Raw genomic sequence first — 18,617 nt, 5'->3', positions numbered from 1 at the left:
CGGGAGCCGGAACGCCCCCGCTGAGCACCCCGCCCGAACCCGTGAGTACTTCCCTCCGCAGCGGTGAGGGACGGCCATGCTTCGAGCCGTCCCGGACCTGCTCGAGGACGCCGCCCCGGTACGGGGACGCGGCGTCGCGGTCACGCCGGGACGGGAGGGCCCCCTCGTGTTCGTCGGCGGCGACGGGGAGCCGAACCGCCTCTACGCCCGCGAGGGCGACGCCTACGTCGACACCGCGACCGGCATCGTCGCGGACCCGGACAGACACGCCGCCTGCGTCGTCGCCGCGGACCTCGACGCGGACGGCTGCGAGGAACTGTACGTCCACAACACGGACGTCGACGCCGGCCACACGCCGGAGACCGACCTCCTGCTGGACCGGTTGGAGCGGGACCGCTACCGCTGGACGGACGCCTTCTCGCTCCCGGTCAACCGCGACCGGCGCAACCATCGCGTCGGGCGGGCGGTCGCGGCGGTCGACCGCTACGGCACCGGCAGATACGGCGTCGTCGTGGGCTGTACCGACTCCCCGACGCGGTTCTACGAGATCGGCGACGACGGCGAGGTGACCGACCTCGCGGCCGCGGTCGGCATCGAGGTGGAGGCGGACGTGCGCTCGGTGGTCGCCGCGCCGGTGCTCACCGACGGGATGGACCTGTTCGTCGGCGCGGCGGACGGCGGCAGCCGGCTGCTGTGCAACGAGTCGGGGCACTTCGCGGACGCGGCCGGGCCGTCGCCGGCGGACGGAGCGCCGGTCCGCGCGGCCACGCTCGTCGACGAGGGCGACGCCCTCGCGCTCGTCGCCGCGACCGAGACGGGGCTCGAGCGCTACCGACCGGACGGTGAGGGGGGGCTCGTCCCGGTCCCGACGCCCGCCTTCGAGGGCGTGACCGACGTGCGCTCGCTGACGACCGCCGACCTCGACAACGACGGCCGCGAGGAGCTGTTCTGTGCGACCGCCTCGGGGTCGAACAAGCTGTTCGCGCGGCGCGACGGCCTCGACGCGGACGGCGACCGTGACTGGGGGCGCGTCGACGCGGGCGACGCCGAGGCCCCGGCACGGAGCGCCGGCGCGACCGCGGTCGCGGACCTCGACGGCGACGGCGCGCTCGAACTGCTGGTGCTGTGCGACGAGACCCCCCGCCCGCCCGCCCTGTTCGAGTGCCCGGTCGCGAGCGGACGGGACTGGCTCCGGGTCAGACCGACGACGCAGTACGACGCGCCCGCCCGCGGCGCCGTGGTGCGACTGCGGACGACCGCGGGCGTCCAGCGCCGCGTCGTGGAGGCGGGCTGTGGCTCCCCCGGCGGCTCCGAGCCGGTCGCCCACTTCGGCCTCGATGGCGCGACGCCCAAGCGGCTGATCGTCCGCTGGCCCGACGGGCGCGAGCAGGCGATCGAGGACCCGGAACCGAACGTCGAGCACGGGGTCGACCACCCGGTTGCCCCGCGGTTCTGAACCGCCCGGTCGCGCCACGGGTCTGAACCGACCGCGCGTCCGAGCGCGTCGCCGCTCCGCGGGGCGACCGGCGACGCGCGCGGCGAGCCGAACCGTTTTCACCGCGGATCCCCGACCGCCCCTGTGAAGCTCTCCGCCGTCGACCTCTCCCCGGTTCCGGCCGACGGGACCGCGGCCGACGCCTACCGGAACACGATCGAGGCCGCCGAACAGGCCGAACGACTCGGCTACGAGCGGTTCTGGGTCGCCGAACACCACGGCCGCGGCGACACGCTCGCCGGGACGACTCCCGAGGTGTTGCTCGGCCGGCTCGCGGGGGCCACCGAGGAGATCCGACTCGGCTCCGGCGCGGTGCTGCTCAACCACTACAGCCCGTTCAAGGTGGCCGAGACGTTCGGGGCGCTGGACGGGCTCGCGCCGGGCCGCATCGACGCCGGGCTGGGACGGGCGAACGGCTCGCCGGCGGTCGACAAGGCGCTCGGGACGGACCGGCGCGTCCGGGACCCGGACGCCGACCACGAGGAGAAGATCGAGGCGGTCGTCGCGCACCTGTACGACGACTACCCCGAGGGACACCCCTACGCGGACCTCTCGGTCCCGCGGTCCGACGCGGCGCCGCCGACCCCGTGGGTGCTCGGGTCGAGTCCCTCCAGCGCGGCGCTCGCCGGGGGGCTCGGACTCCGGTACTGCTTCGCGGCGTTCATCAAGCCTGACAACGCCGAGGCAGCGTTCGAGCGCTACCGCGACGCGTTCGAGCCGTCGCGGCTCCCCGGCGGCGTCGACGAGCCGACGGGCATGGTCGCGGTGAACGCCGTCTGCGCCGAGACGGACGCCGACGCCGCCCGGCAGCGCGCGGTCGCCGAGGCGTCCTTCCGTCGGTTGCGACGGGGCGAGGTCGGCCCCCGGCCGTCGGTCGAGGAGGCGATCGCGGAGCTCGGCGGCGCGCCCGAACCGACCCCCGCGACGCTCGACCCCGGCGAGTGGCCGCGAGCGATCTCGGGGGACCCGGACACGCTCGCCGGCCTGCTGGACCAGCTTGCGGGCCGCGTCGGGGTCGACGAGGTGATGGTCCAACACGCCGTGGGCGACCACGCGGACGCGCTCCGGTCCCACGAGCTGATCGCGGACGGGGTCGGCCTGACACCTCGTTGAACCCGCCGACGCCCGTACGCCTTTATGTGACTCCCTCGAACACCGGGCGATGACAGCGATCCGCGCCGACGGGCTGGAGAAGCGCTACGGCGACGTGGCCGCGCTCGACGGGCTCTCCGTGACGGTCGAGGAGGGCGAGCTGTTCGGCTTCCTCGGGCCGAACGGCGCCGGCAAGACGACCACGCTGCGGGTGCTGACCGGGCAGCTCCGGCCGGACGCCGGCAGCGCCGAGGTGCTCGGCGTCGACCCCGTCGCGGAGCCGGTCGCGGTGCGCCGGCGCGTCGGGATCCTCCCCGAGGAGGGGTCGCCGCCGAGCTTTCTGACCCCGCGTGAGTACCTCTCCTTCGTCGGGCGGGTCCGCGAGATGGACCCGGAGACGGTGACCGAGCGCACCGAGGCGTGGGCCGACCGGCTCGGGTTCGCGGGGAAGCTCGACACGCTCGCGACCGACCTCTCCCGCGGGCAGGGACAGAAGACGATGTTCGCGGCCGCGTTCCTCCACGAGCCTGACCTGGTGTTCATCGACGAGCCGCTGGCGAACCTCGACCCGATCGTCCAGGAGCGCGTGAAGCGCTTCCTGACCGACTACGCCGGCGAGCACACCGTCTTCGTCTCGACGCACAACATCGAGGTCGCCGAAGAGCTCTGCTCGCGCGTGGGCATCGTCGCCGACGGGCGCGTGGTCGCGGAGCGCGAGACCGCGTCCCTCGACGGCTCCCTGCTCGACGCGTTCCTCGACGAGGTGGACCGGGCCGGGGCGCGCGACCTCCCGGGCGTCGAGGCGGGCGACGCGGTCGCGGACGGCGGCGCGGAGCCCCGGGACGACGACGGCGCGGGGGTCTGAGATGGCCTCGCTCGACCGCGCCCTGCTGGCGACGCTGTGGCGCGAGGAGTGGCGCCTCCACGCGCGGCTGTTCGGCGGCGGCCGGTTCGCGACCCTGCCGCTCGTCGTCCTGACGATGTCGACGCTCGGGGGGCTCGGGCTCGCGGCCGTGGGGACGGAGGCGGCGACGATCGAGCGCGGGATCCGCGGGGTCGCGCTGCTGTTCGGACTCTACGCGGGCACCGCAGCGTTCGTGGGCGGCGACCGGACCGACGACCTCTTCGACGACCTCTCGCTCGTGCTGTCGACGACGGAGACGCTCCCCCTCGACCGGACCCGGATGCTCGGGCTGTTCCTGCTGAAGGACGCCGCGTTCTACGCCGTCGTCTTCGTGCTGCCGATGGCGGTCGGGACCGCGCCGCTCGCGGCCTCGGCGGCCGGGTTCGGACTGGTCGAGGGCGGGAGCGCCGCCGTTCCGGCATCGGTGGGCGCGGCGCTGCTCGCGGTCGTCGCCTCCGTGGGGCTGCTGTGGGTCGAGGCGGTCGCGCTGTTCGCGCTCGGGATGGCGCTCACGGTCGCCGCCATCGCGACGCGCACCCGGGGGATCCCCCGGATCGGACTCGTCGCCGGGGCCGTCGCGCTGGCGGCGCTCGCGTGGGCGACCGGCGCGGCTCGACTCGCGCTCGCCGGGGGGAGCCTCGCGGTCGGCGCCGCGGCGCTCGCGCTGGCGCTCCTGGTGGCGGCGGGCGCGCTCGTCGTCCACGACCCGACGCACCGCCCGGCCTCGCGTCGCTCCGCCGCCCGTCTCGGCGCGCTCGCGGACCGGATCGGCGACGCGGACGGCCTCGTGGTCAAGAGCCTGCTCGACCTCTCGCGCTCGCGCGGCGGGCTCTGGAAGCCGGTCGTCTCCGCGGGGATCCTGCTGGCCGTCGTGGCGGGACTGCTGGGGCTGGTCGAGACCATCGTCGCCGTCCGACCGGCACCGGGCGCCTTTTTCGGCGCGGTGCTGTCGCTGTCGGCGTTCACGACGTACAACTGGCTGACGAGCGTCGACGCGCTCGCGACCTACGAGATCCTGCCCGTCGCGCTGCCGGCGGTGTTCCGCGCGAAGCGGCGCGCGTTCGCGATCGTGGGGATCCCGGCGGCGCTTTCGGCGTACGCCGTCGCGCTCCTTCTGTACCCGACGACGCTCGGCGACGCCGCGCTCGGCGCGCTGTGGCTCGTCGCGGCCTCGGCGTACTTCTTCGGCGTGACCGTCTACCTCGCGGGGTTCGACCCCAACGAGTTCCTGTTCGACCCCGCGCGGTTCGGCGCGTTCGGCGCCGCGGTCGCGCTCGTGGTCGTGCCGGCGCTGCTCGGCTCGTTCCTGCCCGCGGCCGGGATGGTCCCGACATGGGCGCCCGCGGCCGCGGTCGGCGGCGCGGTCGCCGTCGGCGCCGCGGGCGTGCTGCTGGCCGTGCGGGCGGGCCCGCGGTGGGCCGAACGCGCGCGTGCGGCGTGAGGAACAGAAAAATCGCGGCTCGGAGGAGACGGCCGAGAAAACCTCGGCTCCGCGGACGCCCGCAGTCCGCCGCCTTCTCCAACAGTTAAGTCCCGCAGGGGCGACCCAATAGGTAATGTTCGACCCCGAGGAACTGGCGGCGATCCGCGAGGGCCACGAGTCGTGGGAGTCCGAGACCTACGGCCCGACGGTCGAGCGGTTCGGGGAGCGCAAGGACGAATTCACCACCGACACCGGGGGGCAGGCGGTCGACCCCCTCTACACGCCCGCGGACGTGGCCGATCTCGACTACGACGAGGACGTGGGCTTCCCCGGCGAGGAGCCGTACACGCGCGGCGTCTACTCCACGATGCACCGCGGTCGGCTCTGGACGATGCGGCAGTACGCCGGCATGGGGACCGCCGCGGAGACCAACGAGCGGTTCAACTACCTGATCGACCAGGGGTCGTCCGGCCTCTCGATGGCGTTCGACCTGCCGACGCAGATGGGGTACGACTCCGACGCCGCGATGGCGCAGGGCGAGGTCGGGCGCTCGGGCGTCGCCATCGACACGCTCGACGACTTCGAGACGGTGTTCGACGGCATCCCGCTGGACGAGGTGTCCACCTCGATGACGATCAACGCGCCCGCCTCGGTGCTCTTGGCGATGTACATCGCGATGGGCGACCAGCAGGGCGTCGACCGCGCGGAGCTCCGCGGCACCATTCAGAACGACATCATGAAGGAGTACATCGCGCGGAACCTCTACATCTACCCGCCCGAGCCCTCCATGCGGCTGATCACGGACATCTTCGAGTTCTGCGCCGCGGAGGTGCCGAAGTTCAACACCATCTCCATCTCCGGCTACCACATCCGCGAGGCCGGGTCGACCGCGGCCCAGGAGGTCGCGTTCACGCTCGGCAACGGCATCCAGTACGTCGAGGCGGCGCTCGACGCGGGGCTTGACGTGGACGACTTCGCCCCGCAGCTCTCCTTCTTCTTCAACGCGCACAACAACATCTTCGAGGAGGCCGCGAAGTTCCGCGCCGCGCGCCGGATGTGGGCGCAGATCATGGAGGAGCGGTTCGACGCCGAGAACCCCAAGTCCAAGCAGCTGAAGTTCCACACCCAGACCGGCGGGTCGACGCTCACCGCCCAGCAGATCGAGAACAACGTCGTCCGCGTCGCGTATCAGGCGCTCGCGGCCGTCCTCGGCGGCACGCAGAGCCTCCACACGAACGGGAAGGACGAGGCGCTCGCGCTCCCGACCGAGAAGTCGGTCCGGACCGCCCTGCGGACCCAGCAGATCCTCGCTCACGAGTCGGGCGCGGCCGACACCATCGACCCGCTCGCGGGCTCCTACTACGTCGAGAACCTCACCGACGGCATCGAGGAGGAGGCGTTCGAGATCCTCGACGAGGTCGCGGAGCGCGGCGGCATGCTGGAGGCGGTCAAAAGCCAGTGGGTCCAGCGGCAGATCCAGGATGTCGCCTTCGAGCGGCAGGAGGAGATCGAGGCCGGCGACCGGATCATCGTCGGCGTCAACGAGTTCGAGGTCGACGAGGAGCCCGAGATGGACTTAGAGGAGGTCGACCCCGAACAGGAACAGGAGCAGATCGACCGCCTGGAGGCGGTGAAGGCCGACCGCGACGCCGAGGCGGTCGAGGACGCGCTCGCGGCGGTCCGCGAGGCGGCGCGCGGGTCCGAGAACGTGATGCCCCACATCGTCCACGCGGTCAAGCAGTACGCGACCGTCCAGGAGATCTGCGACGTGCTCCGCGAGGAGTACGGCGAGTACAAGCCGGGGCGGTGAGGGGAACCGGGGCGGCCGACCCCTCTCGGACCGCGCCCGCGACGCCTCGCGGGGCTTATGCCCCGGGCGGCAGACACCGAGGTATGGAGTTCGACCACGTCGGCGTGGCCACGGACGATGCGGCCGCGCTCGCGAACCTGTTCGACGACCTGCTGGACGCGCCGGTCGCTCACGAGGAGACGTTCGACGGCATGCGCGTCGTGTTCCTGGAGCTCGACGGCGGCGGCTACTTCGAGCTGCTCGAACCCCGCGAGGGCGGGGCGATCGCGGACTACCTCGACCGCGAGGGGCCGGGGGTCCACCACGTCGCGCTGGCGACCGACGACGCCGCCGCCGCGCTCGACCGCGCCCGCGGCCTCGGCATCGACCTCGTGGACGAGGAACCGCGGCCGGGCGCGTGGGGCCACGACGTGGCGTTCCTCCACCCGCGGTCGACGGGCGGCGTGCTCGTGGAGTTCGTGGAACACTGATCGGTCGGGGTACGGCGGTCGGACCGACGCCGGAGATCCCGAGAGCACCTGCGACCGCTCCATACAGCACCTGCCCCACGAGCACCGTCCAGCGTCGCACAAGCACCGTTCAGCGTCGCACCACACCGCGGCGCAGTGCCGCGAAACCGCCCTTTATGGTCCCGGGCCGGGAGCCACCCACCGATGGCTCTCGATCCGCGCCGCCGGCTCGCCGACCGCGTCTACTACGGCTGGGTGGTCGTCGTCGCGTGCTTTCTGGCGTCGATGGCGACGTTCGGGTCGACGTACGCCTTCGGCGTCTTCTACGACTCGCTGCTCGAGACGTTCGACGCCTCCCGGACGGCGCTGGCGGCCGCGTTCGGGCTCCAGACCGCACTCATCTACGTCGCGGGCGTCGGCGCGGGGCGCGTCGTGGAGACGCAGGGCGGCCGACGCGTGGCGGCCGGTTCGGGCGCGCTGCTCGCGGGCGGGCTCGCGTGGACCGCCGTCGCGCGCAGCTACGCCGAACTGCTCGTCGCGTTCGGCGTCGTCGCGGCGACCGGCATGGCCGGGCTCTACGTGGTGGGGTACGCCACCGTCCCGCGGTGGTTCGGCCGCCGCCGCGGCACCGCGGTCGGCGTCGCCTCCGCGGGCCTCGGTGTGGGGCTCGTGGCGGTCCCCGCGGCCGCGGACCGGCTGATCGCCGCGGTCGGATGGCGCCCCGCGATGGCGGCGCTCGCGGCGACGGTCGGCGTCGTCGCCGCGCTGGTCGCGCTGCTTTTCGCCGACGATCCCGCCGACGTCGGCGCCGAGGCCGGCGAACGCGCCGAGTTCTCGTCGACCGGTGCGGGCGGCGACCTGAGCCCCTCCGGGGTCGCCCCCGACGCCGGGACGACGCTGCGGTCGCCGGCCTTCCTGCTCGTGACCGCGGGCTGGATCCTGACGTTCGCGCCGCTGTACGTCGTCTTGAGCCACGTGGTGCTCCACGCCAGCGACGCCGGACTCGGGCGAGCGGTCGGCGTCGCGGCGATCACGACGCTGGGGCTCGCGACGACGGTCACGCGGTTCGGGATCGGCGCGCTCTCCGACCGCGTGGGACGGACTCGGACGTTCGTCCTCTGTGCGGCGCTCATGGGCGCGGCGACCGCGGGGTTCGCGGTCGCCTCCGGACGGGCGACGTTCCTCGCCGTCGCGGTCGCGTTCGGCGTCGCCTACGGCGGCTGCGGCGGTCTCCTCGGCGCGCAGATCGCCGACCTGTTCGGCGAGGGGGCGCTCACTACGCTCTTTCCGGTGGCCTCGCTGTCGTTCGGCGTCGCCGGGCTCGCGGCGCCGCCGGCCGCGGGCGCGGCGTTCGAGGCGCTCGGCAGCTACGACCCGGTCCTGCTCGCCGGCGGCGCCGCTGGGCTCACGGGCGCGGGCTGCGTGGCGCTGGCGGGCCGGCTGGCGGGCGGCGGCGAGGAGAGGATGCGTGCGCCCGACTGACGGGCCTCTTACGATGCGTCCTTCAGCGTCTCCAGCGCCTCGGGGTTCTCCATCGAGGAGAGGTCGCCGGGGTCCTCGCCCCGGTACGCCGCCTCGATGGCGCGGCGGATGATCTTCCCCGACTGCGTCTTGGGGAACTCGTCGACGAACAGCACCTCGCGCGGGCGGAAGGGCTTGCCGTGCTCCTCGCCGACGAGCGTCCGCAGCTCCTCCGCGAGGTCGTCGCTCGGCTCCGCGTCCGGCTCCAGCACGACGTAGGCGACGACCGCGGTGCCGGTGGTGTCGTCGGGGACGCCGACGGCCGCGGCCTGGTTGACCGCCTCGTGGTCGATCAGGACGCCCTCGATCTCCGCGGGACCGACCTTCCGGCCGGCGACGTTGAGCGCGTCGTCCGCGCGGCCGTGGAGGAACCAGAAGCCGTCCGCGTCCTTCTGTGCGAAGTCGCCGTGGTCCCACAGGTCGTCGAAGGTGGACCAGTACTCCTCGAGGTAGCGCTCGTCGCCCGACCAGAGGCTCTTGGTCATCGAGGGACAGGAGTCGCGCGCGACGAGGTAGCCCCGCTCGCCCGTCTCCCTGATCGAGGCCCCCGTCTCGTCGACGATGTCGATGTGCATCCCGAGTCCCGGCCCGCCGAGCGTGCAGGGTTTGAGCGGCCGGTCCGGCATCGGCATCAGGAAGCAGCCGAAGATCTCCGTCCCGCCGGAGATGTTGATTATCGGGCACTCGCCGCCGCCGACCGCGTCGTGGAACCACCGCCACGACTCGGGGTCCCACGGCTCGCCGGTCGATCCCAGGATTCGTAGCGAGGAGAGGTCGTGGTCCTCGACCCACTCGTCGCCGTGCTTCCGGAGCGCTCGGATCGCGGTCGGCGAGATGCCGAACGTGGTGATCCCGTGGCGGTCGATCATCTCCCAGAAGCGGTCCGGCTGCGGGTGGTCCGGCGCGCCCTCGTACATGACGACGGTGCCGCCGAAGGCGTGGTTGCCGATCAGCGTCCACGGCCCCATCATCCAGCCGATGTCCGAGACCCAGAAGAAGCGGTCGTGGGGCTTCTGGTCGAAGCCGAAGTGGATCTCCTTGGCCGGCTGGACGAGCGCGCCCGCGTGGGTGTGGACGATGCCCTTCGGCTTGCCCGTCGTCCCCGACGAGTAGAGCAGCAGCGACTCCTGGTCGGCGGGGAGCGACTTCGTCTCGTAGTCCGGGTCGGCGGTCCCGACCGCCTCCTCGTAGGTCCGGTCGCGGTCGGGGGTCCACGGGACGGGGTCGGTGCCGCCGTCCTCGCCCCCGCTGCCTCCGCTTTCGGCCCCTCCGGTCGCGGACGTGGCACCGAACCGGTCGTAGACGACCGTCTCCTCGACGTGGCCGGCCTGCTCGATGGCGGCGTCGGCGTCGGCCTTCAGTCGGACCTCGTTCCCGCGGCGGTAGAAGCCGTCCGCGGTGAACAGCACCGAGCATTCGCTGTCCGCGATGCGGGTCGCGGTCGCTTCCGTCCCGAAGCCCGAGAAGATGGGGACGGCGATCGCGCCGACCTTCAGACAGCCGTAGAGGATGGGGACGACCTCCGGGACCATCGGCATGTAGAGGCCGACCGTGTCGCCGACCTCGATCCCCGCGGACTCCAGGTAGTTGGCGACGCGGTCGGACTCGCGGGCGAGCTCGTGGAACGTGTACTCGCGGACGTCGCCGTCCTCGCCCTCCCAGATCAGCGCGACGCGGTTCCGGTTCGGGGAGTCGACCGCCGCGTGTCTGTCCACGACGTTGTGCGCGACGTTCAACTCGCCGCCGACGTACCACTCGGAGAACTGCGGCCCGGCCGAATCGTCGCGGACGGCGTCGTACGGTTCGTCGAACTCGAGGTCGAGGTAGTCGACGATCTCGTCCCAGAACCAGTCGACGCCCGACTCGGGTTCGCCCTCGATCCCCTCGGTCGTGCGGGCGATCAGCTCCTCGTAGTCGTCGATGCCGTACTCGTCCATGAACGCGCGGACGTTCGTCGCCGCCGCGAACTCGGGGTCCGGCTCGTGGACCACCTCGTCGATCGCCTCGTTGCCCTCCATGATTATCGGCAGTTCCGACCGCCCGGGTAAGTAACTTTCTCGAACCTGCCGGAACGATCCGGAGGATCCGTGGGACACCTTCGCGGCCGTGGTGCGGCCGCGGGAGAACCGCTTCGGACGGGCTTGGACTCCGAGGACCCGTTTCGGACGAGCGTGGACTCCGGGGAACTGCTTCGGACGAGCGTGGACTCCGGGGAACCGTTTTGAGTGTGGGCGTGGTACGACCTCTCATGTACGTCCGCGACGCCAAGAACCGGGACGAGGCGTGGCTGCTCGACCACATCGAGGCGATGGGGCTCGACGACGCCGCCTTCAGGTCGCGGGACTACGTCATCGCCGTCGACCAGGAGTCGAACGAGCGCGTCGGCTTCGGGCGGCTCCGGATCCACAAGACCGACCCCGAGCGGTGCGAGCTGACCGGGATCGGCGTGCTGGAGGGCTGGCGCGGACAGGGCGTGGGCGCGCACGTCATCGAGCGGCTGGTCGATACCGCCGAGATCGAGGGGTTCGACTCGGTGTACACGCTGACCGACGAGGCCGAGTACCTCGAGCAGTTCGGCTTCGAGCGCGTCCCGGAGGCGGACCTCCCCGAGCGCCTGCGCGAGCGCCTCTCGGAGAAGCGGGAGACGGTGAGCGAGGACGTGGTGGCGCTCGAACTCCCCGTCGAGGCGTTCTCGATGGCGGACCACCTCCGCGAGGCGTTCAAGCGGGCCAGCGAGGGGGCCGGCGAGGAGGCGGAGCCCGAACCGGAGGACGCCCCGGAGGACTTCGGCATCGACCCCGACGAGGCGACCTACAAGTACGACACCGGCGGGTGAGCGTCCCCGGAGCCCGGCGAGGCGGTCGCGCCGCGTCGACCCTGCACTGCCCGTCGCCCGTGCGCGGGCATCAGTCGCGGAAAGCACCCGTTACCGGACCGTGAGCGTCGCGTGACCACCTGCGCGCCGCGTCCTCGCTGGGACGCCGTACGGCGCATCCCGACGGACACCGACATCGTGCACACCCAGATCCGGCCGCCCTCACCAGTAACGACACCCTATCACGCCGTGCTCGCGTGAACGGTACCACACATTCATTACCCAGTCTACATGTAGTTCTCGCCGATCAGGAGGTTGGGTGGTGTGGAGCTACAGCGGAACGCCATCGAGGAGATCGAGTTTCTCGCGCGCTCCCCCGTTCGCGTGCGCGTCCTGTACGCGCTGCGAACGGACGGGCCGGTGAGCAAACGCGAACTGAAAGACGAACTGAACGGCGTCCGCACGACCGTGCAGCGCAACCTCAACGCCCTCGAGGAGCGGGGGTGGATCGAGTACACGACGGACGGGTACGAGATCACCAGCTGCGGACGCATCGTCGCGGACGTGCTGCTGGAACTCGTCGAGCGGACGTCGCTCGCGATCAAGCTCCGGCCGGTGATCCGGTGGATCGACATCGACGACGTGGACCTCGCGATCGAACACATCGAGAACGCCGACGTGATCCGCGCGGACGCCACGAACCCCTACGCGCCCGTGGACGAGCAGATCGACCTCCTCAGTCGGGCGACGTCCGTCCGCGTGATGTACCCGACGCTGAACCGCGGACTCCTGTCTCAGTGTCGCCGGCTCGGATCGGCGGACGGCAAGGATCTCGAGGTGATCGTCACCGCCGAGACCGTCGACCGGTTCCGCACGGACGACCGGTACGCGGAGCTGTTCGAGGCGATCCTCGAGGAGGCCGACGTCTTCGCGTACGACGGCGACCTCCCCTTCTACCTGGGCGTCACCGACGAGGCGGCACAGATCGGCTGTACCGACGCCGACAACGTCGTCCGCGTCCTGCTCGAACTCGGCAACGGGGACGCCTGCGAGTGGGCCCACGGGGAGTTCGAGAAGTACCGGCGGGCGTCCCGGGCGCTCTGAATCCGGCCGCTCCGACCCCAGCGGATCCGAATCCGGCCGCTCCGAACCCGATCGGGAGCCACTCCGAAGCGGGGTCCGAGGCCGGCGAGCGCCGGCTGCACACGACGGCCGACGACGCGTACCGCTCGCCTGCAGTCGCGGGTTTTCACGGTGCGTGAACGGTCGGGCTGCCAGCCCGAGCCACCGGTGTGAGCACGGTCCGCTCGCGTGCACGGGGCATGAAGCTCCGCGCGCGCCGAACGTGTGCGTCGTGTTCACACGCGCAGCCGCCGTGTTCGTGCAGCGTCGTCGTCGTCCCGTTAGCGTGCACTATCGCGCCGAGATCGGAGCAAGTGCACGACGTGCGCCGAATACGTTGATAGGAGAGTTGTCTAAACACTACAGATGGCTCCGAGCTGACACTCGGGGGTGGAGAGGATGTATACGAAACAAGACGACACGACGAACGCGGTCGGGGCGGTACTCCTGGCCGCGGTCATGGTCGTATCGATGGTCGCGATGGGTGGTGTCGCGGCCCAACCAGCATCGACACAATCAGTACAGCCGGCAGTCGACGACGGTCCGGAGCTCGCCTCACACGCGATCCCGGCAGCGGGTGATCTGGCCTCTGACGAGTTCCGCGTCGACGACGACTACGAGCCCGGCGAGGTCGCGGACAACGACCTCCTGTATCCGAACATCACCGCCGCGATGGACAACGCCGGTGACGGATACACGATCTACGTCGCGGAGGGCACCTACGACGAAAGCGTGACAGTCGACAAGCAGGTCGACCTCATCGGTGCGGGCCCCGACGCAGTCGAGGTTACGGGCAACTCGGTCGTGCTCACGATCACGGCCGACTCGACGACCGTCCACGGCTTCACGCTCGTCGGTGACGACGGCGACAACGTCGTCGAGGTGCTCGCCACCTCGCCCTCGCACGACGTGAAGAACCTCGAGTTCACCGATAACCGCGTGATCGTCGGCGACGACGCGAAGGGGCTGTACCAGGAACCGATGGAGCAGGACACCCCGTCGCACACCGAGACCCTCATTCAGGGGAACGAGTTCACGGTCCGGGACCCGGACACGTCGCCCTCTAACCCGGCGACCGCGGTGAACTTCGTCCACATCGACGCGACGACGGAGGCCATCCCGCACCACGTCACCATCGACGACAACCGGTTCTACACGCCCACGCACAAGGGTGAGCACGTCGGACAGATGCGGAAGTCCGTCGTGCTCCAGGCGAACCACAGCCAGGTCACGAACAACCGGCTCGACGCCCGGGCGAACCCCGACACCTTCGAGAGCGCGCAGATCTGGGTCGGAAGCCAGGGCGAAGGCGTCGTCACCGAGGGCAACCTCGTCGACGGGAACCACGTCGAAGCGAACTGGGCCTGGTACGGGATCGTCGCCAACTACGACGGCGGCACCGACCTGACCGTGTCGAACAACATGGTCACGGAGTCGCAGGAGGCCGGCGTCATCGTCGCCCGCTACGACGGGGCGGTGATCGAGGGCAACAACGTTCACTCGAACCACGGGCCCGGGATCTGGGTCTTCGCGAGCGAGAACGTCGAGGTGCTGTCCAACAACGTGGACAGCAACCAGCGGATCGGCGTCTACATGAATCAGGTCGAGGAGGCCCTGATCCACGAGAACGTCATCACGAACACGATGGGCTCGAACGGCCTGCTGCTCGATCAGGTGTGGAACGTCCAGGCCACGTACAACACGCTCCAGAACAACGGCGTCGGAGCGAACGTGACGGGTAGCGACACCGCGAACGTCGAACTGCGGAAGAACGAGTTCATCGACAACGCGGAGGTCGGCGTCCACGTCCACGACTTCGACGAGAGCGTGCCCGAGGACGCCCGCCCGGTCGTCAACTACAACGACTTCTCCGCGCAGGACCACGACGTCGAGAACGACGTCGAGGTCCCGATCGACGCCCGCCTGAACTGGTTCGGCGTCCACGATCACACGATCGCGGACGAGGCCAGCGTCGAGGGCATGGTCATCTACGACCCCTTCCTGACGGAGGCGCCGTGGGACATCGAACAGGAGAAGCACAAGACCGAGGCGTTCGCGCACGACTTCACGGTCCAGGAGAGCACCGGCCCGGTTCACGCGGTCGGCTTCCCCGGCCCGGTCGACCGGACCGTCGGTGAGGTCTTCGCGGACCTGCCCAACAGCAGCGGGCTGTACATGTACGACGCGGACGCCGGTCAGTGGGTCACCCCGAACTCGGGCGACTCCATCGACCCGCTCGACGCGTTCGTGATCACCGACCTTCCGGAGGGCGAGACCGTGACGCTCGTCGCGGGTTACGAGGGTGACGGCGCGGCCGCCCCGCAGAACGCGGACCTCGCGGAAGGCTGGAACCTGGTCGGTGCGCCCAAGAAGGGCCACTCCGAGGACACCATCGTCGACCGGTCCTCCGCGACCATGACGGTGGTGCAGCACAGCTACCAACAGCCCGCCAGTCAGCCGACGTTCCTCGACGGCACCAGTGCTCGCGGCGACGAGAAGAACTGGGACCACACGGTCGGCACGGGCGACGACAAGTGCGTCAGCCCGTACGCCGGCTACTGGGCCTTCGTGGACGACAGCGACACCGGGTCGCTGCCGGCGGCACTGACGGCCGGCACCACCTACCAGGGCGAGATCGACCAGCTCGAAACCGACGAGAAGTGTAAGTAACGATGACTGCGACACGTCGCATCGCGCTCGTAATCGCCCTCGTGGTCGCGGGAGCGGCCGGTGCGGGCCTCGCGGCCGCGGACCAGCCGCAGCCGCCCGCGGCCTACTACGGGTCGGTGACCGTCGGGGGCGAACAGGCACCCACCGGCGTGACGATACAGGCGCTCGTCGACGGCGAGGTCGTCGGCGACATCACCGTCTCGGAAGAGGGTTCCTACGGGGGTCCCGACCCCTTCGACGACCGGCTCGTCGTCGACTGCGACTGTAGCGGCGACACGGTCGAGTTCCGCCTCGAGGAGACGGGAGAAGTGGCCGACACGACCGTCGACTGGGAGTCCGGTGACGTCCGCCAGGTCGACCTCTCGTTCCCCGACAGCACCGTCGATGACGGGGGAGACGGAAGCGATGACGGGAACGGAAGCGACGACGGAGACGGAGCTGACGACGGGACCGGAAGCAATGACGGAGACGGAAGCGATGATGGAGACGGAACTGACGACGGAGACGGAACTGATGACGGGACCGGAAGCGACGACGGAGACGGAACTGACGGGACGAACGACGACGGGAACGGGAGCGACGAGACGGACGCCGACGCCGGCGACGACCAGAACGACGCCGGCACCAGCGGTGGTACCGGCGGCGGTGGCGGCGGTGGCGGCGCATCCACGGCCGACGAAGTCTCCGTCTCCGTCACCGACCTCGACCGCGGGGCGACCGCGGCGATCGAGGACCCGCCGACCGACGACAAGGCCGAGGTCGACCTCGGGGACGCGGTCGCCAGCGAGGGGATCTCCATCCGGGGGCTCCTGCTCGACCACCGCATCACGCCGGAGGAGTACCGCGTCGAGGTCGATAACCCGCAGAGTGAGGCGCCGTCCGACGCCGACGAACTCGACGGTGCCGACGCGATGGGCTACTTCCGTGCCGAGGCGATCGGCACCGAGGAAGTCGACGAGGTGACGTTCACGTTCACCGTCAACGAGAGCGGACTTCCCGACGGGACCGACCCCGGTGCGGTGACGATGTTCCGCTACGCCGACGGCGAGTGGCAGGCGCTCGAGACCGAGCACGTTGCCTCCGACGGCGGGGTGAGCACCTACGAGGCGCGCTCGCCCGGCTTCTCGTACTTCGCGGTCGGCGCGGGGCGTGCCGACCTCTCGGTCACCGACGCCTCGCTGGCGGACGCCGAGGTCGCGACCGGCGACTCGGTGACCGTCGAGGTGACCGTCGAGAACGACGGCGCCGCCGAGGGGACGAAGACCGTCGAGCTCCGGTTCGACGGCGAGACAGTCACCACGTCGGACGTCACGGTCGCCCCCGGCGACTCCGAGACGGTCGACCTGGTCGTCCCCGCCGAGGAGGCCGGCGAGTACGCCCTCACGGTCGACGGCGTCGACGCCGGGACGCTCCTCGTGGAAGACGGGAGCGACGACTCGACGACCGAGACCGGCGACGGCGACCAGACCGGAGACGGAGCGGCCACCGAGACGGACGTGCCCGTCGAGGAGGAGTTCGGCGTCAGCGTCCCCGGATTCACCCCGGTGTCGGCGCTGATCGCGCTGGCCGTCGCCGGACTGCTCGCGCTTCGGCGACCGGTCTGAACCGCCGCGCTCTTTTTTCTTCCCGCGAGTGAGCCATCCGGACACCGACCGCGGGGTCTCGACGGCCGCCTCTCGCCGCACTTATCGGCGTCGGCCGCGACGCCCGGGTTATGGAGACGGACCCACTGGTCGAGACCGCTCGCGAGGCGCTCGCGGACGCGTACGTTCCCTACTCCGAGTACCGCGTCGGCGCCGCGCTGCGGACCGCGGACGGCACCGTCTACACGGGCTGTAACCTCGAGAACGCCAACTATTCCAACAGCCTCCACGCCGAGGAGGTCGCCATCGCGGAGGCGGTCAAGAACGGGCACGAGTCCTTCGAGCGCATCGCGGTCTCCTCCGGGGTCCGCGACGGCGTCACCCCCTGCGGGATGTGCCGACAGACGCTCGCGGAGTTCGCGGACGACGACCTCGTCGTCGTCTGTGACGAGGGCGGCGGGGAGACCAGCGAGTACACCCTCGGCGAGTTGCTCCCCAACACGATCAGCGAGCAGACGCTGGCGGACGCCGACCCCGGCACCGGAACGAACGCGGAGTAGCGACGTCGAGCACCGGCCCGGAACGGGCCGGGCGGGCGCTCGCTCCGAACCGACGCCATATTTAACCGACCACCTCGAAGCCCGAGGACATGACCGACGACAGCGAGGACCCCAACGACGAGGTCCAGTACCACCTCGAGGTGAGCGCGGACGACGTGGCGGACGCCGTGCTGCTGCCGGGCAACCCCGAGCGCGTCGACAAGATCACGGCGCTGTGGGACGACCACGAGGAGCGCGCACGGCACCGCGAGTACCGCACCGCGACCGGCACCTACGACGGCGCGCCGATCTCGGTCACCTCGACCGGCATCGGATCGCCCTCCGCGGCCATCGCGATCGAGGAACTGGCTCGCGTCGGCGTGGAGACGTTCATCCGCGTCGGCTCCTGCGGCGCCATCCAGCCGGAGATGGACGTGGGCGACCTCGTCATCACTCGCGGCGCGGTCCGGCAGGAGGGAACCAGCGACGAGTACGTCCGCGAGGACTACCCCGCGGTCGCCGACGAGGAGGTGGTCGCGGCGCTGGTCGCGGCCGCCGAGCGCCTCGGCTACGACTACCACGTCGGGCTGACGATGAGCGCGGACTCCTTCTACGCCGGGCAGGGTCGCCCCGGGTTCGAGGGGTTCGAGGCCGCCGGCTCCGACGAACTCGTCGCGGAGCTGCGGAACGCGAACGTGAAGAACATCGAGATGGAGGCCAGCGCCATTCTCACCATCGCGAACGTCTACGGCCTGCGCGCCGGCGCGGTCTGCTCCGTCTACGCAAACCGGATCACCGGCGAGTTCCGCACCGAGGGCGAGTCCCGCGCCGCCGAGACGGCCAGCCTCGCGGTGAAACTGCTCGCGCGCATGGACGAGGTGAAGGCCGAGGCCGGCGCCGACCGCTGGCACGCCGGCCTGAGTCTTGAGTAGCACGGCGTGCGAGAAGAACGCGAGCGATACTTAGTGGAGTACGGTGGCGGTTCTGTTTTTCTGTCGGATTGTGCTTCTGTAACTGCTGTTGAGCCTGCTGCTCCAGACAGCAACGTCTAGAAAGCCCCAGCCGGCTCGACCGTGCCGGGTTCCGGCAGACGGTCCGGGCTGCCTGCAGTAGCGGGCTGCCGGGCTGCGACTGCCGTCGTCCCACTCGGCAAGCTCGCGGGACCCTCGCTGCGCTCCTCGCTCTCCGCTTGGC

14 protein-coding genes are annotated in these 18,617 nt (G+C 71.0%); 13 read left to right on the top strand and 1 reads right to left on the bottom strand.

What is annotated here, in order from left to right; genetic code table 11:
- Positions 1-76 precede the first annotated feature (76 nt).
- The 7 genes from ACQE3L_RS00070 (at position 77) to ACQE3L_RS00040 (ending at position 8,655) form a co-directional block, all read left to right on the top strand.
- Positions 77-1,456 carry a CRTAC1 family protein gene (locus ACQE3L_RS00070; protein WP_426961770.1) on the top strand — a complete coding sequence of 460 codons (1,380 nt, stop codon included), beginning with the start codon at positions 77-79 and terminating at the stop codon, positions 1,454-1,456.
- Between the two features lie 123 nt (positions 1,457-1,579).
- Positions 1,580-2,608 carry an LLM class flavin-dependent oxidoreductase gene (locus ACQE3L_RS00065; RefSeq protein WP_426961769.1) on the top strand — a complete coding sequence of 343 codons (1,029 nt, stop codon included), beginning with the start codon at positions 1,580-1,582 and terminating at the stop codon, positions 2,606-2,608.
- 49 nt (positions 2,609-2,657) lie between these two features.
- Entirely contained in the window at positions 2,658-3,452 is a 795-nt protein-coding gene (locus ACQE3L_RS00060; protein WP_426961768.1) for an ABC transporter ATP-binding protein, read from the top strand.
- A 1-nt stretch (position 3,453) separates the two neighbouring features.
- The gene (locus ACQE3L_RS00055; RefSeq protein WP_426961767.1) at positions 3,454-4,932 is read left to right on the top strand and encodes a hypothetical protein; all 1,479 of its coding nucleotides are present in this window, start codon (positions 3,454-3,456) and stop codon (positions 4,930-4,932) included.
- A 115-nt stretch (positions 4,933-5,047) separates the two neighbouring features.
- Positions 5,048-6,724, top strand: a complete 1,677-nt coding sequence (locus ACQE3L_RS00050; RefSeq protein ID WP_426961766.1) for an acyl-CoA mutase large subunit family protein — start codon at positions 5,048-5,050, stop codon at positions 6,722-6,724.
- Positions 6,725-6,807: 83 nt separating this feature from the next.
- On the top strand, positions 6,808-7,194 hold the full coding sequence (mce, locus tag ACQE3L_RS00045; RefSeq protein ID WP_426961765.1) for a methylmalonyl-CoA epimerase: 387 nt from the start codon (positions 6,808-6,810) through the stop codon (positions 7,192-7,194).
- A 183-nt stretch (positions 7,195-7,377) separates the two neighbouring features.
- Positions 7,378-8,655, top strand: a complete 1,278-nt coding sequence (locus tag ACQE3L_RS00040) for an MFS transporter (RefSeq protein WP_426961764.1) — start codon at positions 7,378-7,380, stop codon at positions 8,653-8,655.
- 8 nt (positions 8,656-8,663) lie between these two features.
- Here the strand turns inward: ACQE3L_RS00040 and ACQE3L_RS00035 are convergent, their stop codons facing one another.
- Positions 8,664-10,712, bottom strand: coding sequence for an AMP-binding protein (locus ACQE3L_RS00035; protein ID WP_426961763.1), 2,049 nt, complete (start codon positions 10,710-10,712; stop codon positions 8,664-8,666).
- A 230-nt stretch (positions 10,713-10,942) separates the two neighbouring features.
- Between ACQE3L_RS00035 and ACQE3L_RS00030 the strand changes: the two genes are divergently transcribed.
- From ACQE3L_RS00030 to ACQE3L_RS00005, 6 genes are all read left to right on the top strand, one after another.
- Positions 10,943-11,530: a GNAT family N-acetyltransferase gene (locus ACQE3L_RS00030; RefSeq protein ID WP_426961762.1), complete on the top strand. Its 588-nt coding sequence runs from the start codon at positions 10,943-10,945 to the stop codon at positions 11,528-11,530.
- Between the two features lie 303 nt (positions 11,531-11,833).
- Entirely contained in the window at positions 11,834-12,613 is a 780-nt protein-coding gene (locus ACQE3L_RS00025) for a helix-turn-helix transcriptional regulator (protein ID WP_426961761.1), read from the top strand.
- Positions 12,614-13,030: 417 nt separating this feature from the next.
- Positions 13,031-15,301 carry a right-handed parallel beta-helix repeat-containing protein gene (locus ACQE3L_RS00020; protein WP_426961760.1) on the top strand — a complete coding sequence of 757 codons (2,271 nt, stop codon included), beginning with the start codon at positions 13,031-13,033 and terminating at the stop codon, positions 15,299-15,301.
- Positions 15,302-15,303: 2 nt separating this feature from the next.
- A complete protein-coding gene (locus ACQE3L_RS00015; protein WP_426961759.1) occupies positions 15,304-16,905 on the top strand; it encodes a PGF-pre-PGF domain-containing protein in 1,602 nt (533 codons plus the stop codon).
- Positions 16,906-17,015: 110 nt separating this feature from the next.
- A complete protein-coding gene (gene cdd / locus ACQE3L_RS00010; protein WP_426961758.1) occupies positions 17,016-17,444 on the top strand; it encodes a cytidine deaminase in 429 nt (142 codons plus the stop codon).
- A gap of 89 nt (positions 17,445-17,533) precedes the next feature.
- Entirely contained in the window at positions 17,534-18,355 is an 822-nt protein-coding gene (locus tag ACQE3L_RS00005) for a nucleoside phosphorylase (protein WP_426961757.1), read from the top strand.
- The last annotated feature ends 262 nt before the right edge of the window (positions 18,356-18,617 follow it).

The organism is Haloparvum alkalitolerans, assembly GCF_050122995.1.
In the GTDB taxonomy this organism is placed as follows: Archaea; Halobacteriota; Halobacteria; order Halobacteriales; family Haloferacaceae; genus Haloparvum; species Haloparvum alkalitolerans.
Note: the sequence above shows the minus strand (reverse complement) of the source record. Positions and strands in the feature narration are given on the sequence as shown.

What these genes read in the sequence shown, in the direction of transcription:
- ACQE3L_RS00070 (WP_426961770.1), top strand. Translation starts at nt 77, where the DNA reads ATGCTTCGAGCCGTCCCGGACCTGCTCGAGGACGCCGCCCCGGTACGG.
- ACQE3L_RS00060 (WP_426961768.1), top strand. Translation starts at nt 2,658, where the DNA reads ATGACAGCGATCCGCGCCGACGGGCTGGAGAAGCGCTACGGCGACGTG.
- ACQE3L_RS00055 (WP_426961767.1), top strand. Translation starts at nt 3,454, where the DNA reads ATGGCCTCGCTCGACCGCGCCCTGCTGGCGACGCTGTGGCGCGAGGAG.
- ACQE3L_RS00050 (WP_426961766.1), top strand. Translation starts at nt 5,048, where the DNA reads ATGTTCGACCCCGAGGAACTGGCGGCGATCCGCGAGGGCCACGAGTCG.
- mce (WP_426961765.1), top strand. Translation starts at nt 6,808, where the DNA reads ATGGAGTTCGACCACGTCGGCGTGGCCACGGACGATGCGGCCGCGCTC.
- ACQE3L_RS00040 (WP_426961764.1), top strand. Translation starts at nt 7,378, where the DNA reads ATGGCTCTCGATCCGCGCCGCCGGCTCGCCGACCGCGTCTACTACGGC.
- ACQE3L_RS00035 (WP_426961763.1), bottom strand. Translation starts at nt 10,712, where the DNA reads ATGGAGGGCAACGAGGCGATCGACGAGGTGGTCCACGAGCCGGACCCC.
- ACQE3L_RS00030 (WP_426961762.1), top strand. Translation starts at nt 10,943, where the DNA reads ATGTACGTCCGCGACGCCAAGAACCGGGACGAGGCGTGGCTGCTCGAC.
- ACQE3L_RS00020 (WP_426961760.1), top strand. Translation starts at nt 13,031, where the DNA reads ATGTATACGAAACAAGACGACACGACGAACGCGGTCGGGGCGGTACTC.
- ACQE3L_RS00015 (WP_426961759.1), top strand. Translation starts at nt 15,304, where the DNA reads ATGACTGCGACACGTCGCATCGCGCTCGTAATCGCCCTCGTGGTCGCG.
- cdd (WP_426961758.1), top strand. Translation starts at nt 17,016, where the DNA reads ATGGAGACGGACCCACTGGTCGAGACCGCTCGCGAGGCGCTCGCGGAC.
- ACQE3L_RS00005 (WP_426961757.1), top strand. Translation starts at nt 17,534, where the DNA reads ATGACCGACGACAGCGAGGACCCCAACGACGAGGTCCAGTACCACCTC.